Source organism: Burkholderia sp. BCC0398, from assembly GCF_902833245.1.
In the GTDB taxonomy this organism is placed as follows: Bacteria; Pseudomonadota; Gammaproteobacteria; order Burkholderiales; family Burkholderiaceae; genus Burkholderia; species Burkholderia sola.
The window spans coordinates 503,264-521,621 of record NZ_CADFEM010000001.1; the positions used below are offsets into that span (position 1 = coordinate 503,264).

The 18,358-nt window shown below is 66.3% G+C and carries 16 protein-coding genes; 6 read left to right on the top strand and 10 right to left on the bottom strand.

From position 1 onward, the window contains the following. The 3 genes from sdhD to HWX76_RS02235 form a co-directional block, all read right to left on the bottom strand. Entirely contained in the window at nt 1–369 is a 369-nt protein-coding gene (gene sdhD, locus HWX76_RS02225; protein ID WP_006487767.1) for a succinate dehydrogenase, hydrophobic membrane anchor protein, read from the bottom strand. 4 nt (nt 370–373) lie between these two features. Then, a complete protein-coding gene (gene sdhC / locus HWX76_RS02230; RefSeq protein ID WP_023474464.1) occupies nt 374–790 on the bottom strand; it encodes a succinate dehydrogenase, cytochrome b556 subunit in 417 nt (138 codons plus the stop codon). Between the two features lie 168 nt (nt 791–958). After that, nucleotides 959–1,783, bottom strand: a complete 825-nt coding sequence (locus HWX76_RS02235) for a GntR family transcriptional regulator (protein WP_006479356.1) — start codon at nt 1,781–1,783, stop codon at nt 959–961. Between the two features lie 288 nt (nt 1,784–2,071). On the opposite strand from HWX76_RS02235, the gene HWX76_RS02240 reads away from it, so the two are divergent. The 5 genes from HWX76_RS02240 (at nt 2,072) to acnA (ending at nt 9,488) form a co-directional block, all read left to right on the top strand. Next, complete coding sequence (locus HWX76_RS02240; RefSeq protein ID WP_006479357.1) at nt 2,072–3,058, top strand: malate dehydrogenase; 987 nt, start codon at nt 2,072–2,074, stop codon at nt 3,056–3,058. A 184-nt stretch (nt 3,059–3,242) separates the two neighbouring features. Continuing rightward, entirely contained in the window at nt 3,243–4,250 is a 1,008-nt protein-coding gene (locus tag HWX76_RS02245; protein WP_176015423.1) for an aldolase/citrate lyase family protein, read from the top strand. Nucleotides 4,251–4,480: 230 nt separating this feature from the next. Continuing rightward, nucleotides 4,481–4,996, top strand: coding sequence for a hypothetical protein (locus HWX76_RS02250; RefSeq protein WP_050011294.1), 516 nt, complete (start codon nt 4,481–4,483; stop codon nt 4,994–4,996). 22 nt (nt 4,997–5,018) lie between these two features. Then, nucleotides 5,019–6,470: a bifunctional 2-methylcitrate dehydratase/aconitate hydratase gene (locus tag HWX76_RS02255; RefSeq protein ID WP_124630531.1), complete on the top strand. Its 1,452-nt coding sequence runs from the start codon at nt 5,019–5,021 to the stop codon at nt 6,468–6,470. A gap of 300 nt (nt 6,471–6,770) precedes the next feature. Then, nucleotides 6,771–9,488, top strand: coding sequence for an aconitate hydratase AcnA (acnA, locus tag HWX76_RS02260; RefSeq protein ID WP_176015424.1), 2,718 nt, complete (start codon nt 6,771–6,773; stop codon nt 9,486–9,488). A 173-nt stretch (nt 9,489–9,661) separates the two neighbouring features. Here acnA and HWX76_RS02265 read toward each other — a convergent pair whose 3' ends face one another. Genes HWX76_RS02265 through HWX76_RS02275 form a run of 3 tightly spaced genes read right to left on the bottom strand, consistent with a single transcriptional unit; the run spans nt 9,662 to nt 10,853 of the window. Next, nucleotides 9,662–10,102, bottom strand: coding sequence for a DUF1801 domain-containing protein (locus tag HWX76_RS02265; protein ID WP_089489157.1), 441 nt, complete (start codon nt 10,100–10,102; stop codon nt 9,662–9,664). After that, a complete protein-coding gene (locus tag HWX76_RS02270) occupies nt 10,099–10,530 on the bottom strand; it encodes an SRPBCC domain-containing protein (protein WP_089489156.1) in 432 nt (143 codons plus the stop codon). The genes HWX76_RS02265 and HWX76_RS02270 overlap by 4 nt, the downstream gene beginning before the upstream one ends. Beyond that, a complete protein-coding gene (locus HWX76_RS02275) occupies nt 10,530–10,853 on the bottom strand; it encodes a metalloregulator ArsR/SmtB family transcription factor (protein ID WP_050011403.1) in 324 nt (107 codons plus the stop codon). The genes HWX76_RS02270 and HWX76_RS02275 overlap by 1 nt, the downstream gene beginning before the upstream one ends. Before the next feature lie 647 nt (nt 10,854–11,500). Between HWX76_RS02275 and HWX76_RS02280 the strand changes: the two genes are divergently transcribed. Continuing rightward, complete coding sequence (locus HWX76_RS02280; RefSeq protein WP_050011299.1) at nt 11,501–13,234, top strand: S53 family peptidase; 1,734 nt, start codon at nt 11,501–11,503, stop codon at nt 13,232–13,234. Between the two features lie 62 nt (nt 13,235–13,296). Here the strand turns inward: HWX76_RS02280 and HWX76_RS02285 are convergent, their stop codons facing one another. The 4 genes from HWX76_RS02285 to HWX76_RS02300 form a co-directional block, all read right to left on the bottom strand. After that, nucleotides 13,297–14,715: an MFS transporter gene (locus tag HWX76_RS02285; RefSeq protein WP_124630533.1), complete on the bottom strand. Its 1,419-nt coding sequence runs from the start codon at nt 14,713–14,715 to the stop codon at nt 13,297–13,299. A 334-nt stretch (nt 14,716–15,049) separates the two neighbouring features. Beyond that, on the bottom strand, nt 15,050–15,886 hold the full coding sequence (locus HWX76_RS02290; protein ID WP_050011405.1) for an ABC transporter permease: 837 nt from the start codon (nt 15,884–15,886) through the stop codon (nt 15,050–15,052). A 37-nt stretch (nt 15,887–15,923) separates the two neighbouring features. Beyond that, nucleotides 15,924–17,180 carry an ABC transporter permease gene (locus HWX76_RS02295; protein WP_176015517.1) on the bottom strand — a complete coding sequence of 419 codons (1,257 nt, stop codon included), beginning with the start codon at nt 17,178–17,180 and terminating at the stop codon, nt 15,924–15,926. A 111-nt stretch (nt 17,181–17,291) separates the two neighbouring features. Next, the gene (locus tag HWX76_RS02300) at nt 17,292–18,338 is read right to left on the bottom strand and encodes an ABC transporter substrate-binding protein (protein WP_176015425.1); all 1,047 of its coding nucleotides are present in this window, start codon (nt 18,336–18,338) and stop codon (nt 17,292–17,294) included. Nucleotides 18,339–18,358 lie beyond the last annotated feature (20 nt).

Genomic DNA, 18,358 nt, shown 5'->3' on the forward strand with positions numbered 1-18,358 from the left:
TTACACTCTCCAGAGAATCTGCGCGGCGTAGCCCGCACATGCGAGCAGCCAGACGATGGTCAGCGATTGCAGCAGCAGGCGCACACCGACGGGCTTCACGTAGTCCATCCAGATGTCGCGCACGCCGACCCATGCGTGGTAGAAGAGGGAAAGCAGCATCACGAAGGTCGCGAGCTTCATCCATTGCGCGGCGAAGATCGATGCCCAGCCTTCGTACGAAAAATCGTGCGCGCCGAAGAACAGGACGAGCAGAATGACCGTGTAGACCGCCATGATCGTGGCGGTGACGCGCTGCGCGAGCCAGTCGCGCAGGCCGTAGTGAGCGCCGACGACGAGGCGCTTCGAGCCGATTCGGTTGTTGGCTGCCATTTTCTTAGAATGCTCCGAACAGTTTGAGTGCCATGGCGATCGTCAGCGCGATCGAGACGACAAAGACGACGACGGCCGTCCGCTTGCCGCCTTCCTTCGTGACGGCGTCGTGGTTGACGTCCATCAGCAGGTGGCGAATGCCGGCGCAGAAATGGTGGAAGAAGGCCCACGACAACGCGAGGACGATCAGCTTGACGACGATGTTGGAGAGGAAAGCCTTGAAGACTTCGAAGCTGAGCTCGGAGGTAAGGCTCTGGTCGAAGAGGAACAGCAGGAACGGCAGGAACAGGAACAGCAGCGCGCCGCTGATACGATGGAGAATCGACAATATCGCCGCCAGGGGCATGCGATATTTCAACGTGATGTCGCCGATTCCGATGTTCCGGTATTCCGGCCTCGGCTTTCTTACTGCGTCAGTCATGCTAGACCCCTACTATGTTGTCACACTAATCCGCGATTTTAGCGCCTTTTTATATCGCGCTGCAGCGAAAGTCTGCTCTGGATCATTGCGCGAACACGAACAAAGGCGGCCCGAAACGTGCTTCGCGAGCGTGGGAAACGCGAATGCACGCGGCTGAACCGAACGTCGTCAGCTCAAGTCATTCTGATAGTAATACCCGGTTGTGACATACCAGCCGCGACGCACTTCCACCGGCCGGTCCCCATACGTATAGGACACGCGCTCGACCGACAGCAGCGGGAAGCCCGCCGGCACGTGCAGCAGGTCGGCCACCGCCGGATCCGCCGCGACCGCACGGATCTTCTCCGTCGCGCGGATCATCCGCGTCCCGAACTCCGTCTCGAACATCGCGTAGAGCGGCCCCTTGTACTCGCTCAGCCGCTCGAACGTCAGCCCGCGGAACATCGCGCCCGGCAGCCAGATCTCGTCGAGCACCGTCACTTCGCTGTCGAATTCCAGCAGGCGGCGCACCTGCACGACCGGATCGGCAGGCTTCAGGTCGAGCTGCCGCGCGATCTCGGCCGGCGCGCGCAGGCGCCGGCATTCGAGCAGGCGGCTCACGTGCGGGTGCTCGGCGCCGTCGTCGGCCAGCAGACGCAGAAAGCGGAATTGCGCGCGATCTTCGTTGTGCGTTGCAACAAAAGTGCCCTTGCCCTGCCGCCGGACCACGAGGTTTTCGGCGGCCAGCTCGTCGATCGCCTTGCGCACGGTGCCCTGGCTGACCTTGTAGCGGGCCGCGAGCTCCACTTCGCTGGGAATGATCTCGCCCGGCTTCCATTCGCCGGATTCGAGACTTTGCGTGATCAATGACTTGATCTGCTGGTATAACGGGCTGAACGTCGGCGACGCGGACGCCGCGGGCGAGGCTGCGGGATCGCCCGCGCCCGGCTGCCCTGGGCCGCCTGCGCCGGTTTGATTCGCGGTGTTCGCCTGATTCGATGTCATGGCGCGCATTTCATCACAAACCGCACTTTTTCGTCCACTCAATTTCCGCAAAACATCTGTCTTATATAAGACATATGATACCGTTTGACTTTGCGCGTGACGGCTCCTACACTCCCGGTCGAGCAAGGGTTCGCGGGTGCAACAGCGCGTCCCCGGCTACGTGCCACGGCCGTCTCCAGGTTCACTGCGTCTGCCATCGCGAGTCCTCCGCCCTGCTTCAATGCAACGCTACGCACAACGCGCATAGAATGGCGTTTTCGCTCGCGTCCAACGCTTCACCCGTCCTGGAGATTTTCAATGGCTAAGCCCGCAAAGCGCGTTGCCGTCACCGGCGCCGCAGGTCAAATCGCTTACTCCCTGCTGTTCCGCATCGCGAACGGCGACCTGCTCGGCAAGGACCAACCGGTCATCCTGCAACTGCTCGACCTCCCGCAAGCCCAAGGCGCCGTCAAGGGCGTCGTGATGGAACTCGACGATTGCGCGTTCCCGCTGCTCGCAGGCGTCGTGATCACCGACGATCCGAAGGTCGCATTCAAGGATGCAGACGTCGCGCTGCTGGTCGGTGCGCGTCCGCGCTCGAAGGGCATGGAGCGCAAGGACCTGCTGTCGGCGAACGCCGAAATCTTCACGGTTCAGGGCGCCGCGCTGAACGAAGTCGCGAGCCGCGACGTGAAGGTGCTGGTCGTCGGCAACCCGGCGAACACGAACGCGTACATCGCGATGAAGTCGGCGCCGGATCTGCCGAAGAAGAACTTCACGGCCATGCTGCGCCTCGACCACAACCGCGCGCTGTCGCAGCTCGCCGCCAAGTCGGGCAAGCCGGTCGCGTCGATCGAGAAGCTCGCCGTGTGGGGCAACCACTCGCCGACGATGTACCCGGACTTCCGCTTCGCGACCGCCGAAGGCGAATCGCTGCTGAAGCTGATCAACGACGACGTGTGGAACCGCGACACGTTCATCCCGACCGTCGGCAAGCGCGGCGCGGCGATCATCGAAGCGCGCGGCCTGTCGTCGGCGGCGTCGGCAGCCAACGCGGCGATCGACCACGTGCGTGACTGGGTGCTCGGCACGAACGGCAAGTGGGTCACGATGGGCATCCCGTCGGACGGCTCGTACGGCATCCCCGAAGACATCATCTACGGCGTGCCGGTCACCTGCGAAAACGGCGAATACAAGCGCGTCGAAGGCCTGGAAATCGACGCGTTCTCGCGCGAGAAGATGGACGGCACGCTGGCCGAGCTGCTCGAAGAGCGCGATGGCGTCGCCCACCTGCTGAAGAACTAAGCATCACGCATCGTGCCGGGCAGCCTTCGCGGCGCCCGGCTTCGGCACGGGCCGGCACGCCGCCGGCCCGGCCCGCCGATCCGATTCGCGCACGTTTTGCCGCCCGCGCCGCGCCGCGCACCGGCCCAGAGCCTGCCCGAATCCGATTTCCGCCACGTTGACCCGCTTCCCTCACGTAGAAGACATGGCCGCGCTCACTCCTGCACAAGTGCTGTACGACGGGGCGTCCCCGCCCGCGATCCTGCCCTGCTGCGATCACTACGCGGGCAGCGAGAAGCTGATGCGCAAGTCGCTCGCGCTGCAGGCCGAGCTGGGTCCCGTGTTCGACCTCACGCTCGACTGCGAGGACGGCGCGGCCGTCGGCCAGGAAGCCGCGCACGCGGCGCTCGTCGCCGACCTGCTCGGCAGCGCCGAGAACCGCTTCGGCCGCGTCGGCGTCCGCATCCACGACTTTTCCCACCCGCACTGGCGCGACGACGTGCGCATCGTGCTGCGTGCGTCGCGCGCACCCGCCTACATCACGCTGCCGAAGATCGCGAGCGCCGCCGACGCGGCCGAAATGACCGCGTTCATCGAAGGCACGCGCCGCGAGTTCGGCATCGCGCAGCCGATCCCGGCCGACGTGCTGATCGAGACGCACGGCGCGCTCGCGCAGGCGGCCGCCCTCGCCGCGCTGCCGACGGTCGGCACGCTGAGCTTCGGGCTGATGGATTTCGTCTCCGCGCACCACGGCGCGATTCCCGATTCCGCGATGCGCTCGCCCGGCCAGTTCGATCACCCGCTCGTGCGCCGCGCGAAGCTGGAAATCGCCGCGGCCTGTCACGCGCACGGCAAGACGCCGTCGCACAACGTGACCACGGAAGTGCGCGACATGAGCGTCGTCGCCGGCGACGCCCGCCGCGCGCGCGACGAATTCGCGTTCACGCGAATGTGGAGCATCCACCCGGCGCAGATCCGCCCGATCGTCGACGCGTTCGCGCCGCGCGCCGACGAAGTCACGCTGGCCGCCGAGATCCTGCTGGCCGCGCAGGCCGCCGACTGGGGCCCGACGCGCCACGGCGATACGCTGCACGATCGCGCGAGTTATCGGTATTACTGGTCGGTGCTGCGCCGTGCGCGGGCCACCGGCCAGCCCGTACCGGACGAGGCTGCGCCGCTGTTCGGCCCGGCCGCCGCGGACGTCGCGCCGTGAGCGCGCGCCGCCCGTCGATACACGCGTTTCATGCATTCGACGTTTCGCCAACCGGACAGACGTTTGCGAAACGACAAAAAACGTAACGGAGCCCGAAAACCTGATATACGCGCGGCCAAATAGGTGAAAATAGCGGCCGCTGCGCGCTTTCGGGGCGCGTGCAGTTTCAAACCGGCCGGCAGTTTCGATTGCCGGCCCTTGTCAACTGATTATCGAAAGGTTCTGACTCCATGAAGAAACTCCTGATCGCTACCGCCATCGGCGCCTTGTCCGCCACGATGCTGGTGTCGGCTCCGAGCGCGTTTGCCCAGGGTACGGCCACCACGACCGCGAAGAAGGCCACGGCCAAGCGCCCGGCACCGGCCAAGCGCATCATCCCGCGCAGCAAGAAGGCGCAGGCACGCGCGGCCGCCAAGGTCGATCCGGTACCGGACGGCGCGGTCAAGTGGTCCTGTAAGGAAGGTCTGTCGTTCGACCTCGCCGGCGACATGAAGCGCGACCAGGTCGTCACGGTTCACTGGGCGAAGAAGAACTACAAGCTGCCGCGTCAAGCCACGACGACGGGCGCCGACACGTTCTACGATCCGGCCGCAGGCTTCAAGCTGGTCGTGATCCCGACCAAGGCGATGCTGTTCTCCGACGCCAACGGCGGCGAGCGCCTCGCGGACGAATGCGTGACGCCGGAAATGGCGCAAGGCACGGCAGCACCGACGCAGTCGAACGAGCTGAAGCCGGCAACGAACTAAGCGCGTTCCCTCCGGCCCCTCGATGTCCGCCCCGGTCTCCAACGTCCGCCCCGCGCCGGATTCGGTACTCGTCGACATCGTCGACTACGTGCTGAACACCGGCCTCGACAGCGCGCTCGCGCTGGAGACGGCGCGTCATTGCCTGATCGACACGCTCGGATGCGGACTCGAGGCGCTGTCCTACCCTGCCTGCACCAAGCTGCTCGGCCCCGTCGTGCCCGGCACGATCGTGCCGAACGGCGCGAAGGTGCCCGGCACGTCCTTCCAGCTCGATCCCGTCCAGGCCGCGTTCGGCATCGGCGCGATGATCCGCTGGCTGGACTTCAACGACACCTGGCTCGCCGCCGAATGGGGTCATCCGTCCGACAACCTCGGCGGGATCCTGGCGACGGCCGACTGGCTCTCCCGCACGGCCCGCGCGGCCGGCCGCCAGCCGCTCGCGATGCGCGACGTGCTGGTCGCGATGATCCAGGCCCACGAGATCCAGGGCTGCCTCGCCCTCGAGAATTCATTCAACGCGGTCGGGCTCGACCATGTGCTGCTCGTGAAGGTCGCGTCGACGGCCGTCGTCGGGCGCCTGCTCGGGCTCACGCGCGACGAGCTGATCAACGCGGTGTCCAACGCATTCATTGACGGCCACGCGCTGCGGACCTACCGCCATGCGCCGAACACCGGTTCGCGCAAATCCTGGGCGGCCGGCGACGCGACGTCCCGCGCGGTGCGCCTCGCGCTGATCGCGAAAACGGGTGAAATGGGCTATCCGTCGGCGCTCACCGCCAGGACGTGGGGCTTCTACGACGTGCTGTTCGACGGCAAGCCGTTCCGCTTCCAGCGCCCGTACGGCACGTACGTGATGGAAAACGTGCTGTTCAAGATCGCGTTCCCCGCCGAATTCCATGCGCAGACGGCCGCCGAGGCCGCGCTGCAGCTGCATGCGCAGCTCGCCGCGGCGGGCCGCACGGCCGACGACATCGGCCGGATCACGATCCGCACGCACGCGGCCGCGCTCCGCATCATCGACAAGCAGGGCCCGCTCGCCAATCCGGCCGACCGCGACCACTGCATCCAGTACATGGTCGCCGTGCCGCTGCTGTTCGGCCGGCTGACCGCGGCCGACTACGAAGACGCGGCCGCGGCGGACCCGCGCATCGACGCGCTGCGCGCGAAAACCGTGTGCGTCGAGGATCCGCAGTTCACGCAGGATTACCACGATCCGGACAAGCGATCGATCGCGAATGCGCTGACGGTCGAGTTCACGGACGGATCGAAGCTTGCCGAAGTGGCGGTCGAGTATCCGCTCGGCCATCGGCGGCGCCGTGCCGAAGGCGTCCCGCTCCTGGTCGAGAAGTTCCGGACCAACCTTGCCCGCCGTTTCCCGGCCAAGCAGCAACAAGCGATTCTCGACGTGTCGCTGGACCAGGCAAAGCTCGAAGCGATGCCGGTCGATGAGTACGTCGACTTGTATGTGATATAGGGGGCTGTTTGCGGATGAAACGGACATGCGAATGCCCCAAATCGGTCGCAGGACAAGAAGTGAGGAGCGCCGTTTGGCCGTGCCAAACAAGCGACGAACGACGCCGTCATGCGGCCGATTTGGGGCATTCCCGTGGAATAAATTTTAAATTTGGGGTTGCCCCGAGAAAGGCCGCTCGCTGCGTCACGCTCCTTGCGAGCGGCCTTTCTCGGGGCAACGCATGTCCGTTTCATCCGCAAACAGCCCCCTGGTCATCTACAGGACTCTTTGTTTCCTAGCCTTAAACCCAGGAAAATCACCATGGCCCACAATCTCCACAAGACCCTCAAGGAATTCGACAGCGGTTCCGGCAAAGGCAAGTTCTACTCGCTGCCGCAGCTCGGCAAGGAACTGAAGACGAAGATCGAACGCCTGCCGGTGTCGATCCGCATCGTGCTCGAGTCCGTGCTGCGCAACTACGACGGCAAGAAAATCACCGAAGAGCACATCGAGCAGCTCGCGAACTGGAAGCCGACCGCGAAGCGCGTCGACGAGATTCCGTTCGTCGTGTCGCGCGTCGTGCTGCAGGATTTCACGGGCGTGCCGCTGCTCGCCGACATCGCGGCCATGCGCGGCGTCGCCGAGCGCACGGGCAAGAACCCGAAGAAGATCGAACCGCTGGTCCCGGTCGATCTCGTCGTCGACCACTCGGTCCAGATCGACTACTTCCGCCAGAAGGACGCGCTCGACCTGAACATGAAGCTGGAATTCCAGCGCAACAACGAGCGCTACCAGTTCATGAAGTGGGGCATGCAGGCGTTCGACACGTTCAAGGTCGTGCCGCCGGGCGTGGGCATCGTCCACCAGGTGAACCTCGAGTATCTGGCGCGCGGCGTCCACAAGAAGTCCGACGGCGCCGACACCGTGTACTATCCGGACACCCTCGTCGGCACGGACAGCCACACGACGATGATCAACGGCATCGGCGTGGTCGGCTGGGGCGTGGGCGGCATCGAGGCGGAAGCCGGCATGCTCGGCCAGCCGGTGTACTTCCTGACGCCGGACGTCGTCGGCGTCGAGCTGAAGGGCAAGCTGCGCGAGGGCGTGACGGCCACCGACCTGGTGCTGACGATCACCGAAATGCTGCGCAAGGAGAAGGTCGTCGGCAAGTTCGTCGAGTTCTTCGGCGAAGGCACGCGCTCGCTGTCGCTGCCGGACCGCGCGACGATCGGCAACATGGCGCCGGAATACGGCGCGACGATGGGCTTCTTCCCGGTCGACGAAAAGACGATCGACTACTTCGAAGGCACGGGCCGCACGAAGGCCGAAATCGCCGCGTTCGAAAACTACTTCAAGGCGCAGAACCTGTTCGGCATCCCGAACGCCGGCGACATCGACTACACGAAGGTCGTGACGCTGGATCTGACGACGGTCGCGCCGTCGCTGGCCGGCCCGAAGCGCCCGCAGGACCGCATCGAGATCGGCCACGTCAAGTCGACGTTCACCGACCTGTTCTCGAAGCCGGTCGCGGAAAACGGTTTCGCGAAGAAGGCGGACGACCTGGGCACGCAGTACACGACGAGCAACGGCGTCGACGTGAAGAACGGCGACATCCTGATCGCCGCGATCACGTCGTGCACGAACACGTCGAACCCGAGCGTGCTGCTGGCCGCCGGCCTGCTCGCGAAGAAGGCGGTCGAGGCTGGCCTCACGGTCGCCCCGAAGATCAAGACCTCGCTCGCGCCGGGATCGCGCATCGTCACCGAGTACCTGACGAAGACGGGCCTGCTGCCCTACCTGTCGAAGCTCGGCTTCGAAGTCGCGGCGTACGGCTGCACGACCTGTATCGGCAACGCGGGCGACCTGACGCCGGAACTGAACGAAGCGATCACGAAGAACGACATCGTCGCGGCGGCCGTGCTGTCGGGCAACCGTAACTTCGAAGCGCGTATCCACCCGAACATCCGCGCGAACTTCCTCGCGTCGCCGCCGCTCGTCGTCGCGTACGCGATCGCCGGCAACATCACGCGCGACCTGATGACCGAGCCGGTCGGCAAGGGCAAGGGCGGCCGCGACATCTACCTCGGCGACATCTGGCCGACGAGCGATGAAATCCACGCGCTACTCAAGTTCGCGCTCGATCCGAAGAAGTTCGAGGACAACTACTCGAAGCTGACCAAGAAGGGCGACCTCTGGAGCAAGATCGAGGGTGAGACGGGCGAGGTCTACGACTGGCCGAAGTCGACCTACATCGCCGAGCCGCCGTTCTTCGGCAACGACTTCTCGATGGAGCCGGCTGCGTCGATCCCGACCGTCAAGGGCGCGCGCGCGCTGGGCATCTTCGGCGATTCGGTCACGACCGACCACATCAGCCCGGCAGGCTCGATCAAGGAAGACTCGCCGGCAGGCAAGTGGCTGAAGGAAAACGGCGTGCAGAAGGCCGACTTCAACAGCTACGGCTCGCGCCGCGGCAACCACGACGTGATGATGCGCGGCACGTTCGCGAACGTCCGGATCAAGAACCTGATGATCCCGGCGAAGGCGGACGGCACGCGCGTCGAAGGCGGCCTGACGATCCACCAGCCGAGCGGCGAACAGCAGTCGATCTACGACGCGGCGATGCAGTACGTCGCCGCCGGCACGCCGACCGTCGTGTTCGCGGGCGAAGAGTACGGCACGGGCTCGTCGCGCGACTGGGCCGCGAAGGGCACGCAACTGCTCGGCGTGAAGGCCGTGATCGCACGCAGCTTCGAACGGATCCATCGCTCGAACCTGGTCGGCATGGGCGTGCTGCCGCTGCAGTTCAAGGGCGCGGACAGCGTGCAGTCGCTCGGCATCACCGGCGAAGAGACGTACGACATCGAAGGCCTCGGCGACGACTTCAAGCCGCAGCAGGACGTCACGCTCGTGATTCACCGCAAGAACGGCGAAACGCAGCGTGTGCCGGTGCTGCTGCGCATCGATACGCCGATCGAAGTCGATTACTACAAGCACGGCGGGATCCTGCCGTTCGTGCTGCGCTCGCTGCTCGCAGCGTAAGCGCGCGGCCGTTGCAGGTGCCGCAGCCGCCTCGCGGGCGGTTGCGGCCGATTTGGATGCCCGACTTCGTGTCGGGCTTTTTTTCGCCTGTGCGCCGGCGGGCGTCGTAGCGACGATCGCACGGCGGCGCCCCGCTTTCGCCGAACGTCACCCGCCGGTATGCGGCTCGCGCGTCACGCCGCCTTGCTACTTCGTGCCTTCGCGCCTGCGGAAGAACCAGATCGCGCGTTCTTCTTCAGATGCGTGCGGTTGTATTCGATCGCCGCGCGCACGAGGTGCTTCAACGCCCGCTTGTCGATCTTGTCGCCTTCGAAGAAATCGATCGCGCGCCGCGCATTGCCTTCGAGACCGTCGTTGAACAGCTGGTCGGGATCGGACAGTTTCGCCCCGTGCATGAACGTGAGCTTCACCTTGCCCTTGTGCGCGTTCGCGACCGCGATCATCCCGTCGCACGACCACACGGGGCTGCCCATCCACTTCCATTCCTCGACGATGCCTTCGTCCGTCGCGAGGATCGTCTGGCGAAGCTCGGCGAACGTCTTGCCGCGCCAGTCGGTGATGCCGGCGATCAGTGCGTCGATGCGCTCGGACGGTTGCAGCTCCGTTGCACTCATGCGCGGGCCTCCGTTTGCGTGTCAGGACGCGACAACACCTGTTCGAGCGATTCGAAGAACCGTACCCAACCATACTGCGCGCCGCGGTACGCCTGCTCCTGGTCGGGGCGGAAGCCGACCTGTTCCATACGCAGGTGCGTGCCGGCCGGCGTCGGCGTGAGCGTCCACGTGACGACGCTTTCGAGGCCGTGCGCCGCCCACGTATAGGACAGCGTACGGTGCGGCTCGATCGCGAGGACCGTGCAGTCGACCGAGCCCCAGTCCGCCCGGAAACTGAACGCACGGCCCGCGACGGGCTCGAAGTCGCTCTTCATCAGCCACGCCTCGATCAGGTGCGGTTGCGTGAGCGCGCGCCAGATCTTCTCCGGCGAATGGGGCAGTTCCCGGTCAACGACGACGGAGCGCGTTTCGGTAGTGGCTTGGTTCATTACTGATCCATCCTTTTGAGCAGATCTTCGAGGGCATCGAACCGGCGCTGCCAGAAGCCTGCCATCTGGCTCGTCCAGTCGATCAACGGGGCCAGCGCTTGCGGCTGCGCGCTGTAATGCGTCTGCCGGCCTTCGTGACGGTCGTTCACGAGCCCGGCCTGCTTCAGTACGCCGAGATGCTTCGACACGGCCGGCTGCGACACGCCCGCATGGGCGGTCAGCGCGGCAACCGTCAGCTCGCCCTCCGCGCAGAGCCGCTCGAAAAGCGCGCGGCGCGTGGGATCGGCGAGTGTCCTGAAAAGCGTGTCCTGAGCTTTTTGCATGTCGTCCAAAATCCATAACCAACGGGTTATGTATTGAAGGATATCCGCTGATCGGCGCGCGTCAAGGCGGGATTTCATGAATGACATGGCTCGATCCCGCGCGACCGGCGGGTTCGTCACACCGGCTCTCGTCCACGCCCGATTCGAGCATTTCCTCTAATCCGCGATGGCGACGCGCGATCCGAAAGCGGCCTGCAAGACTGGCCGATGCGCTGTTCCACAGTTCGGGAAACGTTCGGGGTCCGCCTGCCCCGTTGTTGTGCCCGCGCGAAGCGGTTCCTGACGAGTCGCTTCCAATGACCACATAGTGCGATACGGCGCGCCGCCATTGACACGCAAACGCCGTGCATCCACGCGGCGCTTCCTTCCACGCCCGCTCACATTCCGATGCTGCAACGAACGACTCGTGCGTGCGAGCGACGCGCATTGTCGCGCCGCCGTGCCGCGAACCGGTTCCGCTCACCGGCTCCGCCATTACCGTCGCGCACGACGCCACGCGTGCAGTGATGCCCCCCGTTGTCAGAACTGACAGCTATGGAAAATGGCAGCTACCCGAACGGCATCGACGCCCTACGCTCGTCACCGCTCGCGGCCCCACAAGGGCCGGGGGTTCCAGTAACGTCGCCTCTCCTAAAAAAGGACTCCCGATGAAAAGGAACGCCTGGTTTGCCCTTCCCCTTCCGTCGCCCCGCCGCCTGGCGTGCGTGGCACCGCTCGTGTTTGCCGCCGCCGCGGCGCACGCAGCGACGGATTGGGTCGATACCCATACGAAGGCCTTTCTGACCGGCCCGCAGTTGATGGCGCGCAGTGCGGCGCCGTCGCTCGAACTGGCGGCCGGTGAAACGACCAACGTCGTCGTCAGCCTGAAGCTGCGCAACGCCGCTCAGCTCAAGCAACTGGCGCGCGACGTGAACCGGCCCGGCAGCGCGCATTACCGCCAGTACCTGACGCACGAGCAGTTCCTCGCGAACTACGCGCCGACCGATGCGCAGGTGAAGTCGGTCGTCGACTATCTGCACAAGAGCGGCTTCACGAATGTCGAGGTCGCGCCGAACCGGCTGCTGATCTCCGCCAGCGGCACGGCCGGCACGGTGAAGGCCGCGTTCAACACGTCGCTCGTGCACTTCGAGTACGCGGGCCGCTCGGGGTTCGCCAACACGTCGACCGCGCAAGTGCCGCGCGCGCTCGGCGACGTGGTCGGCTCGGTGCTCGGGCTGCAAAGTGTCGCGCGTGCACGGCCGATGCTGCGCATCGGCAACGTGGCGAAGCCGCAGGCGCTCGCGGCCGGCACGGCGACGGGCCACTATCCGAAGGAATTCCCGGGCCTCTACAACGCGACCGGCGTGCCGACCGCGGCCGGCGTGACCGTCGGCATCGTCACGATCGGCGGCGTGTCGCAGACGCTGCAGGACCTGAAGCAGTTCACGTCGAGCAATGGCTACGGCACGGTCTCCACGCAGACCGTCAAGACCAATGGCACGGGCGGCAGCTACTCCGACGACCAGGACGGCCAGGGCGAATGGGATCTCGACAGCCAGTCGATCGTCGGCTCGGCCGGCGGCCAGGTCGGCAAGCTGGTGTTCTACATGGCGGACCTGAACGCCGCCGGCAACACGGGCCTCACGCAGGCGTTCAACCGCGCGGTGTCGGACAACACCGCGAAGGTGATCAACGTGTCGCTCGGCTGGTGCGAAACCGATGCGGACGCGGACGGCACGCTCGACGCCGAGGAGCAGATCTTCACGACGGCCGCCGCGCAGGGCCAGACGTTCTCGGTATCGTCGGGCGACGAAGGCGTGTACGAGTGCAACAACCGCGGCTATCCGGACGGCTCGAACTACACGGTGTCGTGGCCAGCTTCGTCGCCGCACGTGCTCGCGATCGGCGGCACGACGCTCTACACGACGTCGGCGGGTGCGTTCTCGAACGAGACGGTGTGGAACGAAGGGCTCGATTCGAACGGCAAGCTGTGGGCGACGGGCGGCGGCGTCAGCACGATTCTGCCCGCGCCGTCGTGGCAGTCGGGCAGCAATCGCCGGTTGCCGGACGTCGCGTTCGACGCCGCGCAAAGCACGGGCGCGTACATCTACAACTACGGCCAGTTGCAGCAGATCGGCGGCACGAGCCTCGCCGCGCCGATTTTCACGGGCTTCTGGGCGCGTCTGCTCGCGGCGAACGGCACGGGCCTCGGCTTCCCGGCCGGCAACTTCTATGCGGACATTCCGTCGCATCCGTCGCTCGTGCGCTATGACGTCGTGTCGGGCAACAACGGCTATCAGGGGTATGGCTATACGGCGGCCACCGGCTGGGATCTGACGACCGGCTTCGGCAGCCTGAACATCGCGAACCTCAACCAGTTGATCAAGTCGGGCGGGTTCTGAGCGATGCATGAAGACCGGCGCGCGGCGATGGCTTGCCGCGCGCCGGTTGTAACTGCCCCGCGCTACTCCGTCGCCGGCTCCTCCACGCGTTCCGACACGACCGGCGCGCCGGCCCGATGCGACGGCGCGAACAGCCGCAGCCCGCTCGCGACGCTCGCCGCACCCGCGAAACCCGCACCGAGCATCAACGCAAGCGTCGGCCCGTGGCGGCCCGCGATCCCGAACGACAGCGCAACCAGCGCCGCACCCGTCGCCTGCCCGATCAGCCGCGCGGTCGCGATGATCCCGCTCGCGCCGCCGCTGCGCTCGGGCGGCGCGCTCGACATCAGCGCTTTCAGGTTCGGCGACTGGAAGAAGCCGAAGCCCGCTCCGCACAGCATCATTCTCCAGCCGATGTCGACGACGCCCGGCGACACCGGCAGCGCGGCAAGCGACACCATCCCCGCACTCAGCAACGCGAGGCCGATCGCGCCGAGCAGCCCGGGCGGATAACGGTCCGACAGCCGCCCCGCGATCGGCGCGGCGAGCGCGACGATCGCCGACCACGGCGTCATCAGGAATCCCGTCTCGACCGCACTGCGATGCAGGACGGTTTCGAAATAGAACGGCAGCGACACGAACGCGAGCCCCTGCGCGGCGAACGCGCAGACGGCGGTCAGCGCGGACAGCGTGAACACGGGCCGGCGAAACAGGTCGACCGGCAGCATCGGCGCCGGATGCCCGGCCTGGCGGCGGATCAGCAGCCAGCCGAATGCGAATGCCACCGCGGCCGCGGCGAACACGACGGAGAGCGGCCCGCGCTGCGCGAATTCGCCGAGCGCGAAAATCAGCGACGCGAACGTGATCACGTTGAACAGCGCGGCTACCGGATCGAATACATGCTTGCCGCGCGCCGTCTGCGGCAGCGACGGAATCGCCACCGCGAGCGCGAACGCGCCGAGCGGCACGTTCACCGCGAACAGCCACGGCCACGCGGCCACCGACAGGATCAGCGACGCGATCGTCGGCCCCACCGCGAACGACACGCCGACGACGAGCGCGTTGAAGCCGACGCCGCGCCCGAGCCGGTGTGCGGGAAACAGACCGCGGATCAGCGCGACGTTGACGCTCATGATCGCGCTCGCGCCAAAGCCCTGCACGATGCGCGCGGCCGTCAGCATCGGCAGTGTCGACGCGAGCGAACAGCCGAGCGACGCCAGCGTGAACACCGCCAGCCCGGCGACATACACGCGCTTGTGGCCGACGATGTCGCCGAGCGACGCGAACGGCAGCAGCGTCGCGACCATCGCGAGCTGGTACGCGTTGATGATCCACACGGACGCGGCCGGCGACGCATGCAGGTCGGTCGCGATGGCGGGCAGCGCGGTGTTCGCGATCGCGGTGTCGAGCGTCGCGAGCGCGACGGCCAGCAGCACGGCGGACATCGCACGCCAGTTGACGGCCGGCTCGTGCGCGCCGGTGGGGGAAGCGATTTCGGACAAGATGGGCTCGGCTGACGAGCGACGCGCGGCGTCGCGGATTGAGCGGCGCGGCGGCGGGCGTACCGGACGGCAAGACCGGCGCGCGCGTTGCCGCGATCCGTATTGTTGCAGAGCCGCATCGAACGTGCAGGCGGCCGCTTCGTCAGTCAGCGAAACGAAAGCTTTCGGGATGCCGTGCCTGGCGCGCGGCATCGTTGAGTGCACAACGATCGACGATCCGGCGGCTGCCGGGCGGCCCGTCGGGCTCGCGCGCAGCGTCGTCGTGCGGCGCCGGGGGCCGGCCCGGCCGCGGCTGCCGGCGACGCCGTCGCGCCATCACGTCAGGTCGACCAGGTCACGACACCGCACGCCGCGCATTGCGGCCGCGCAGCCATTCAAGCGCGAGCAGCAGGCTCGTCGAGAAGATGATCAGGATCGTGGCGAGCGCAGCGATCGTCGGACTGATGTTCTCGCGGATGCCCGTGAACATCTGGCGCGGCAGCGTCGTCTGGTCGGCGCCCGCGAGAAACAGCGTGACGACCACTTCGTCGAACGACGTCGCGAACGCGAACAGTGCGCCCGACATCACGCCCGGCGCGATCACCGGCAGCGTCACGCGGAAGAACGTCGTAACCGGGTTCGCGCCGAGCGACAGGCTCGCGCGCACGAGGTTATGGTTGAAGCCCTGCAGCGTCGCGGCCACCGTCGTCACGACGAACGGCACGCCGAGCGCCGCATGCGCGGCGATCAGCCCCGTGTAGGTATTCGCGAGCCCGAGCGGCGCGAAGAACAGGTACATGCCGACGCCGACCACGACGACCGGCACGATCATCGGCGACAGCAGCACGGCCATCAGCAGCCCCTTGCCGCGGAAGTCGGCTTTCGTCAGGCCGATGGCCGCGAGCGTGCCGAGCACCGTCGCGACGACGGTCGCCGACGGCGCGACGATGAAGCTGTTTTTCGCGGCCATCCGCCATTCGTCCGATGCGAGCAGGTTCTCGTACCAGCGCGTCGAGAAACCCGGGATCGGATAGACGAGGAACGTGCTCGACGAGAACGACAGCGGCACGATCGCGAGCACCGGCAGGATCAGGTACAGCAGCGTCAGCACGACGAGCACGCGCAGCGCGACGTACCACGCGCGCTCGACGAACGACATGTGCGGCGCGAACAGCGGCCTGGCGAGTTTCATGGTCGGCATCCCCTTCCCGTTTCCCTGTGCCCGGCGCTCAGCCGAGGCTCACGTTGGTGCGCGTGAAGCGCCCGTACACCGCATACAGCACGAGCGTCGCCGCGAGCAGCAGCCCGCCGAGCGCACACGCCATGCCCCAGTTGATCGTCACGTTCGTGAAGTACGCGACGTAGTAGCTGACCATCTGGTCGTTCGGCCCGCCGAGCAGCGCGGGCGTGATGTAGTAGCCGATCGCGAGGATGAACACGAGCAGCGCGCCCGCGCCGACGCCCGGATAGGTCTGCGGCACGTACACGCGCCAGAACGCGGCGAACGGATGGCTGCCGAGCGACACGGCCGCGCGCTGGTAGGTCGGCGGAATCGACTTCATCACGCTGTAGAGCGGCAGGATCATGAACGGCAGCAGGATGTGCGTCATCGAGATATACACGCCGACGCGATTGAACAGCAGCGTCAGCGGATGCGAGATCAGCCCGCTGCCGAGCAGCGCCGTGTTGATCAGCCCTTCGCTCTGCAGCAGCACGATCCATGCGGCGACGCGCACGAGTACCGACGTCCAGAACGGAATCAGCACGAGGATCATCACCAGGTTCGCGCGCCGTTCCGACAGCGTCGAGATCCAGTACGCGAGCGGATAGCCGAGCAGCAGCGCGAACAGCGTGACGGCCACGCCGATCACGAACGTGCGGCCGAAGATCGCGACGTAGATCGACTGGTCGGGGTCGGCCTGCACGATGTGGCCGAAGCCGTCCTGCTTGTGGTCGAGCGCGGCGAGCAGATAGAACGGCGACACCTGGCTGCCGTTCTTCGCAATCGACTGCCAGTACGCGACGTCGCCCCAGCGCGCATCGAGATCGATGAATTTCGCGCGCGTCTGCGCGGGCGTCAGCGCCGCGTCATTGTCGCCCTTCAGCGGCATCGCGCGCGCCGTCTTCGCGACGAGCGAGCGATAGCCGGGAATCTCGGTGTTCAGGCGCCGTGCGAGCGCACCCATCGCTTCGCTGTCGGCCACCTTCGTCATGTCGGCCGCGAGCGCGACATAGGCCGCATCCGCCGGCGGCGTCTTGCGATCCCAGCCCGACAGCGCGGCGACCGTGTTCGGCAACGCGGTCGCGATCTCCGGGTTCTGCACCGCGCGCGTGAGCAGCGTGCCGATCGGCACGACGAAAATCAGCAGCAGGAAAATCGCGAGCGGCGCGATCAGCAGCAGCGCCATCGTGCGCTTGCGGGACTCGGCGGCCTTCAGCTCGCGCTTGAGCGCGGCGGTCGACGGCGAGGAAGGCGCGATCGTCATCGTATTCAAGAGTTCTCTCCGGCCGGGCACGTTCCGGCGGAATGCCGCGCGACGCGATCGACGCGTCGCGCGGCCGGTTGCATCACGACACCCGTGAGGACGCCTGACCGCTTACTTCGTTGCCCACGCGGCGAAGCGCTGTTCGAGCTCGTCGCTGTGGTCGGTCCAGAAGCCGATGTCCTCCAGTACCGCATTCTTGCCGTTGGCCGGCGAGTTCGGCAGGTTCGCGAGCGTCTTCGTATCGAGCGCCTTGATCGCGGCGACGTTCGTCGGGCCGTACGCGATGTGCTGCGCATACGCCTGCTGCGGCTTCGGCGTCAGCGAATACGCGATGTACTGCTCGGCCAGCGCCTTGTTCGGCGAGCCCTTCGGAATCGCCCAGTAGTCGAGGTCGTAGATGCTGCCGTTCCACACGACCTTCAGGTTCTTGCCTTCCTTCTGCGCGGCGTCGATGCGGCCGTTGTACGCGGTCGACATCACGACGTCGCCGGCGACGAGGAACTGCGGCGGCTGCGCGCCCGCTTCCCACCACTGGATGTACGGCTTCAGCTCGTCGAGCTTCTTGAACGCGCGATCCTGGCCGGCCTTCGTGCCGAGCACCTTGTAGACGTCCTTCGTCGCGACGCCGTCGGCCATCAGCGCGAATTCGAGGTTGTACCGCGCGCCCTTGCGCATCCCGCGCTTGCCGGGGAATTTCTTCACGTTCCAGAAATCGGCCCAGCCGGTCGGCGCAGACTTCAGCTTGTCCGCGTTGTACGACAGCGCGGTCGACCACACGAAGAACCCGACGCCGCATACCTGCGGCGCTTCCGGAATCAGGTCGGATTTCTTCGCGATCTTCGACCAGTCGAGCTTCTCGTACAGCCCTTCGTCGCAGCCGCGGTTCAGGTCGCCCGATTCGACTTCGACCACGTCCCAGTTGACGTGCTTCGCCTCGACCATCGCCTTCACCTTCGCCTGCTCGCCGTTGTACTCGACGGCCGTGACCTTGTTACCGGTCGCCTTCTCGAACGGCTGGTTGAACGCGGCCTTCTGCGCGTCGCCGTTCGCGCCGCCGAAGTTGACGACCGTGAGTTCGGCAGCGCTGGCCGATGCGCCAAACGCGACCAGTGCCAGCGCGAGCGCCGTACGGCGCGCGGTAAAGCTTGCTCGTTTCATGATGGTTCCTCTCCTCTCGT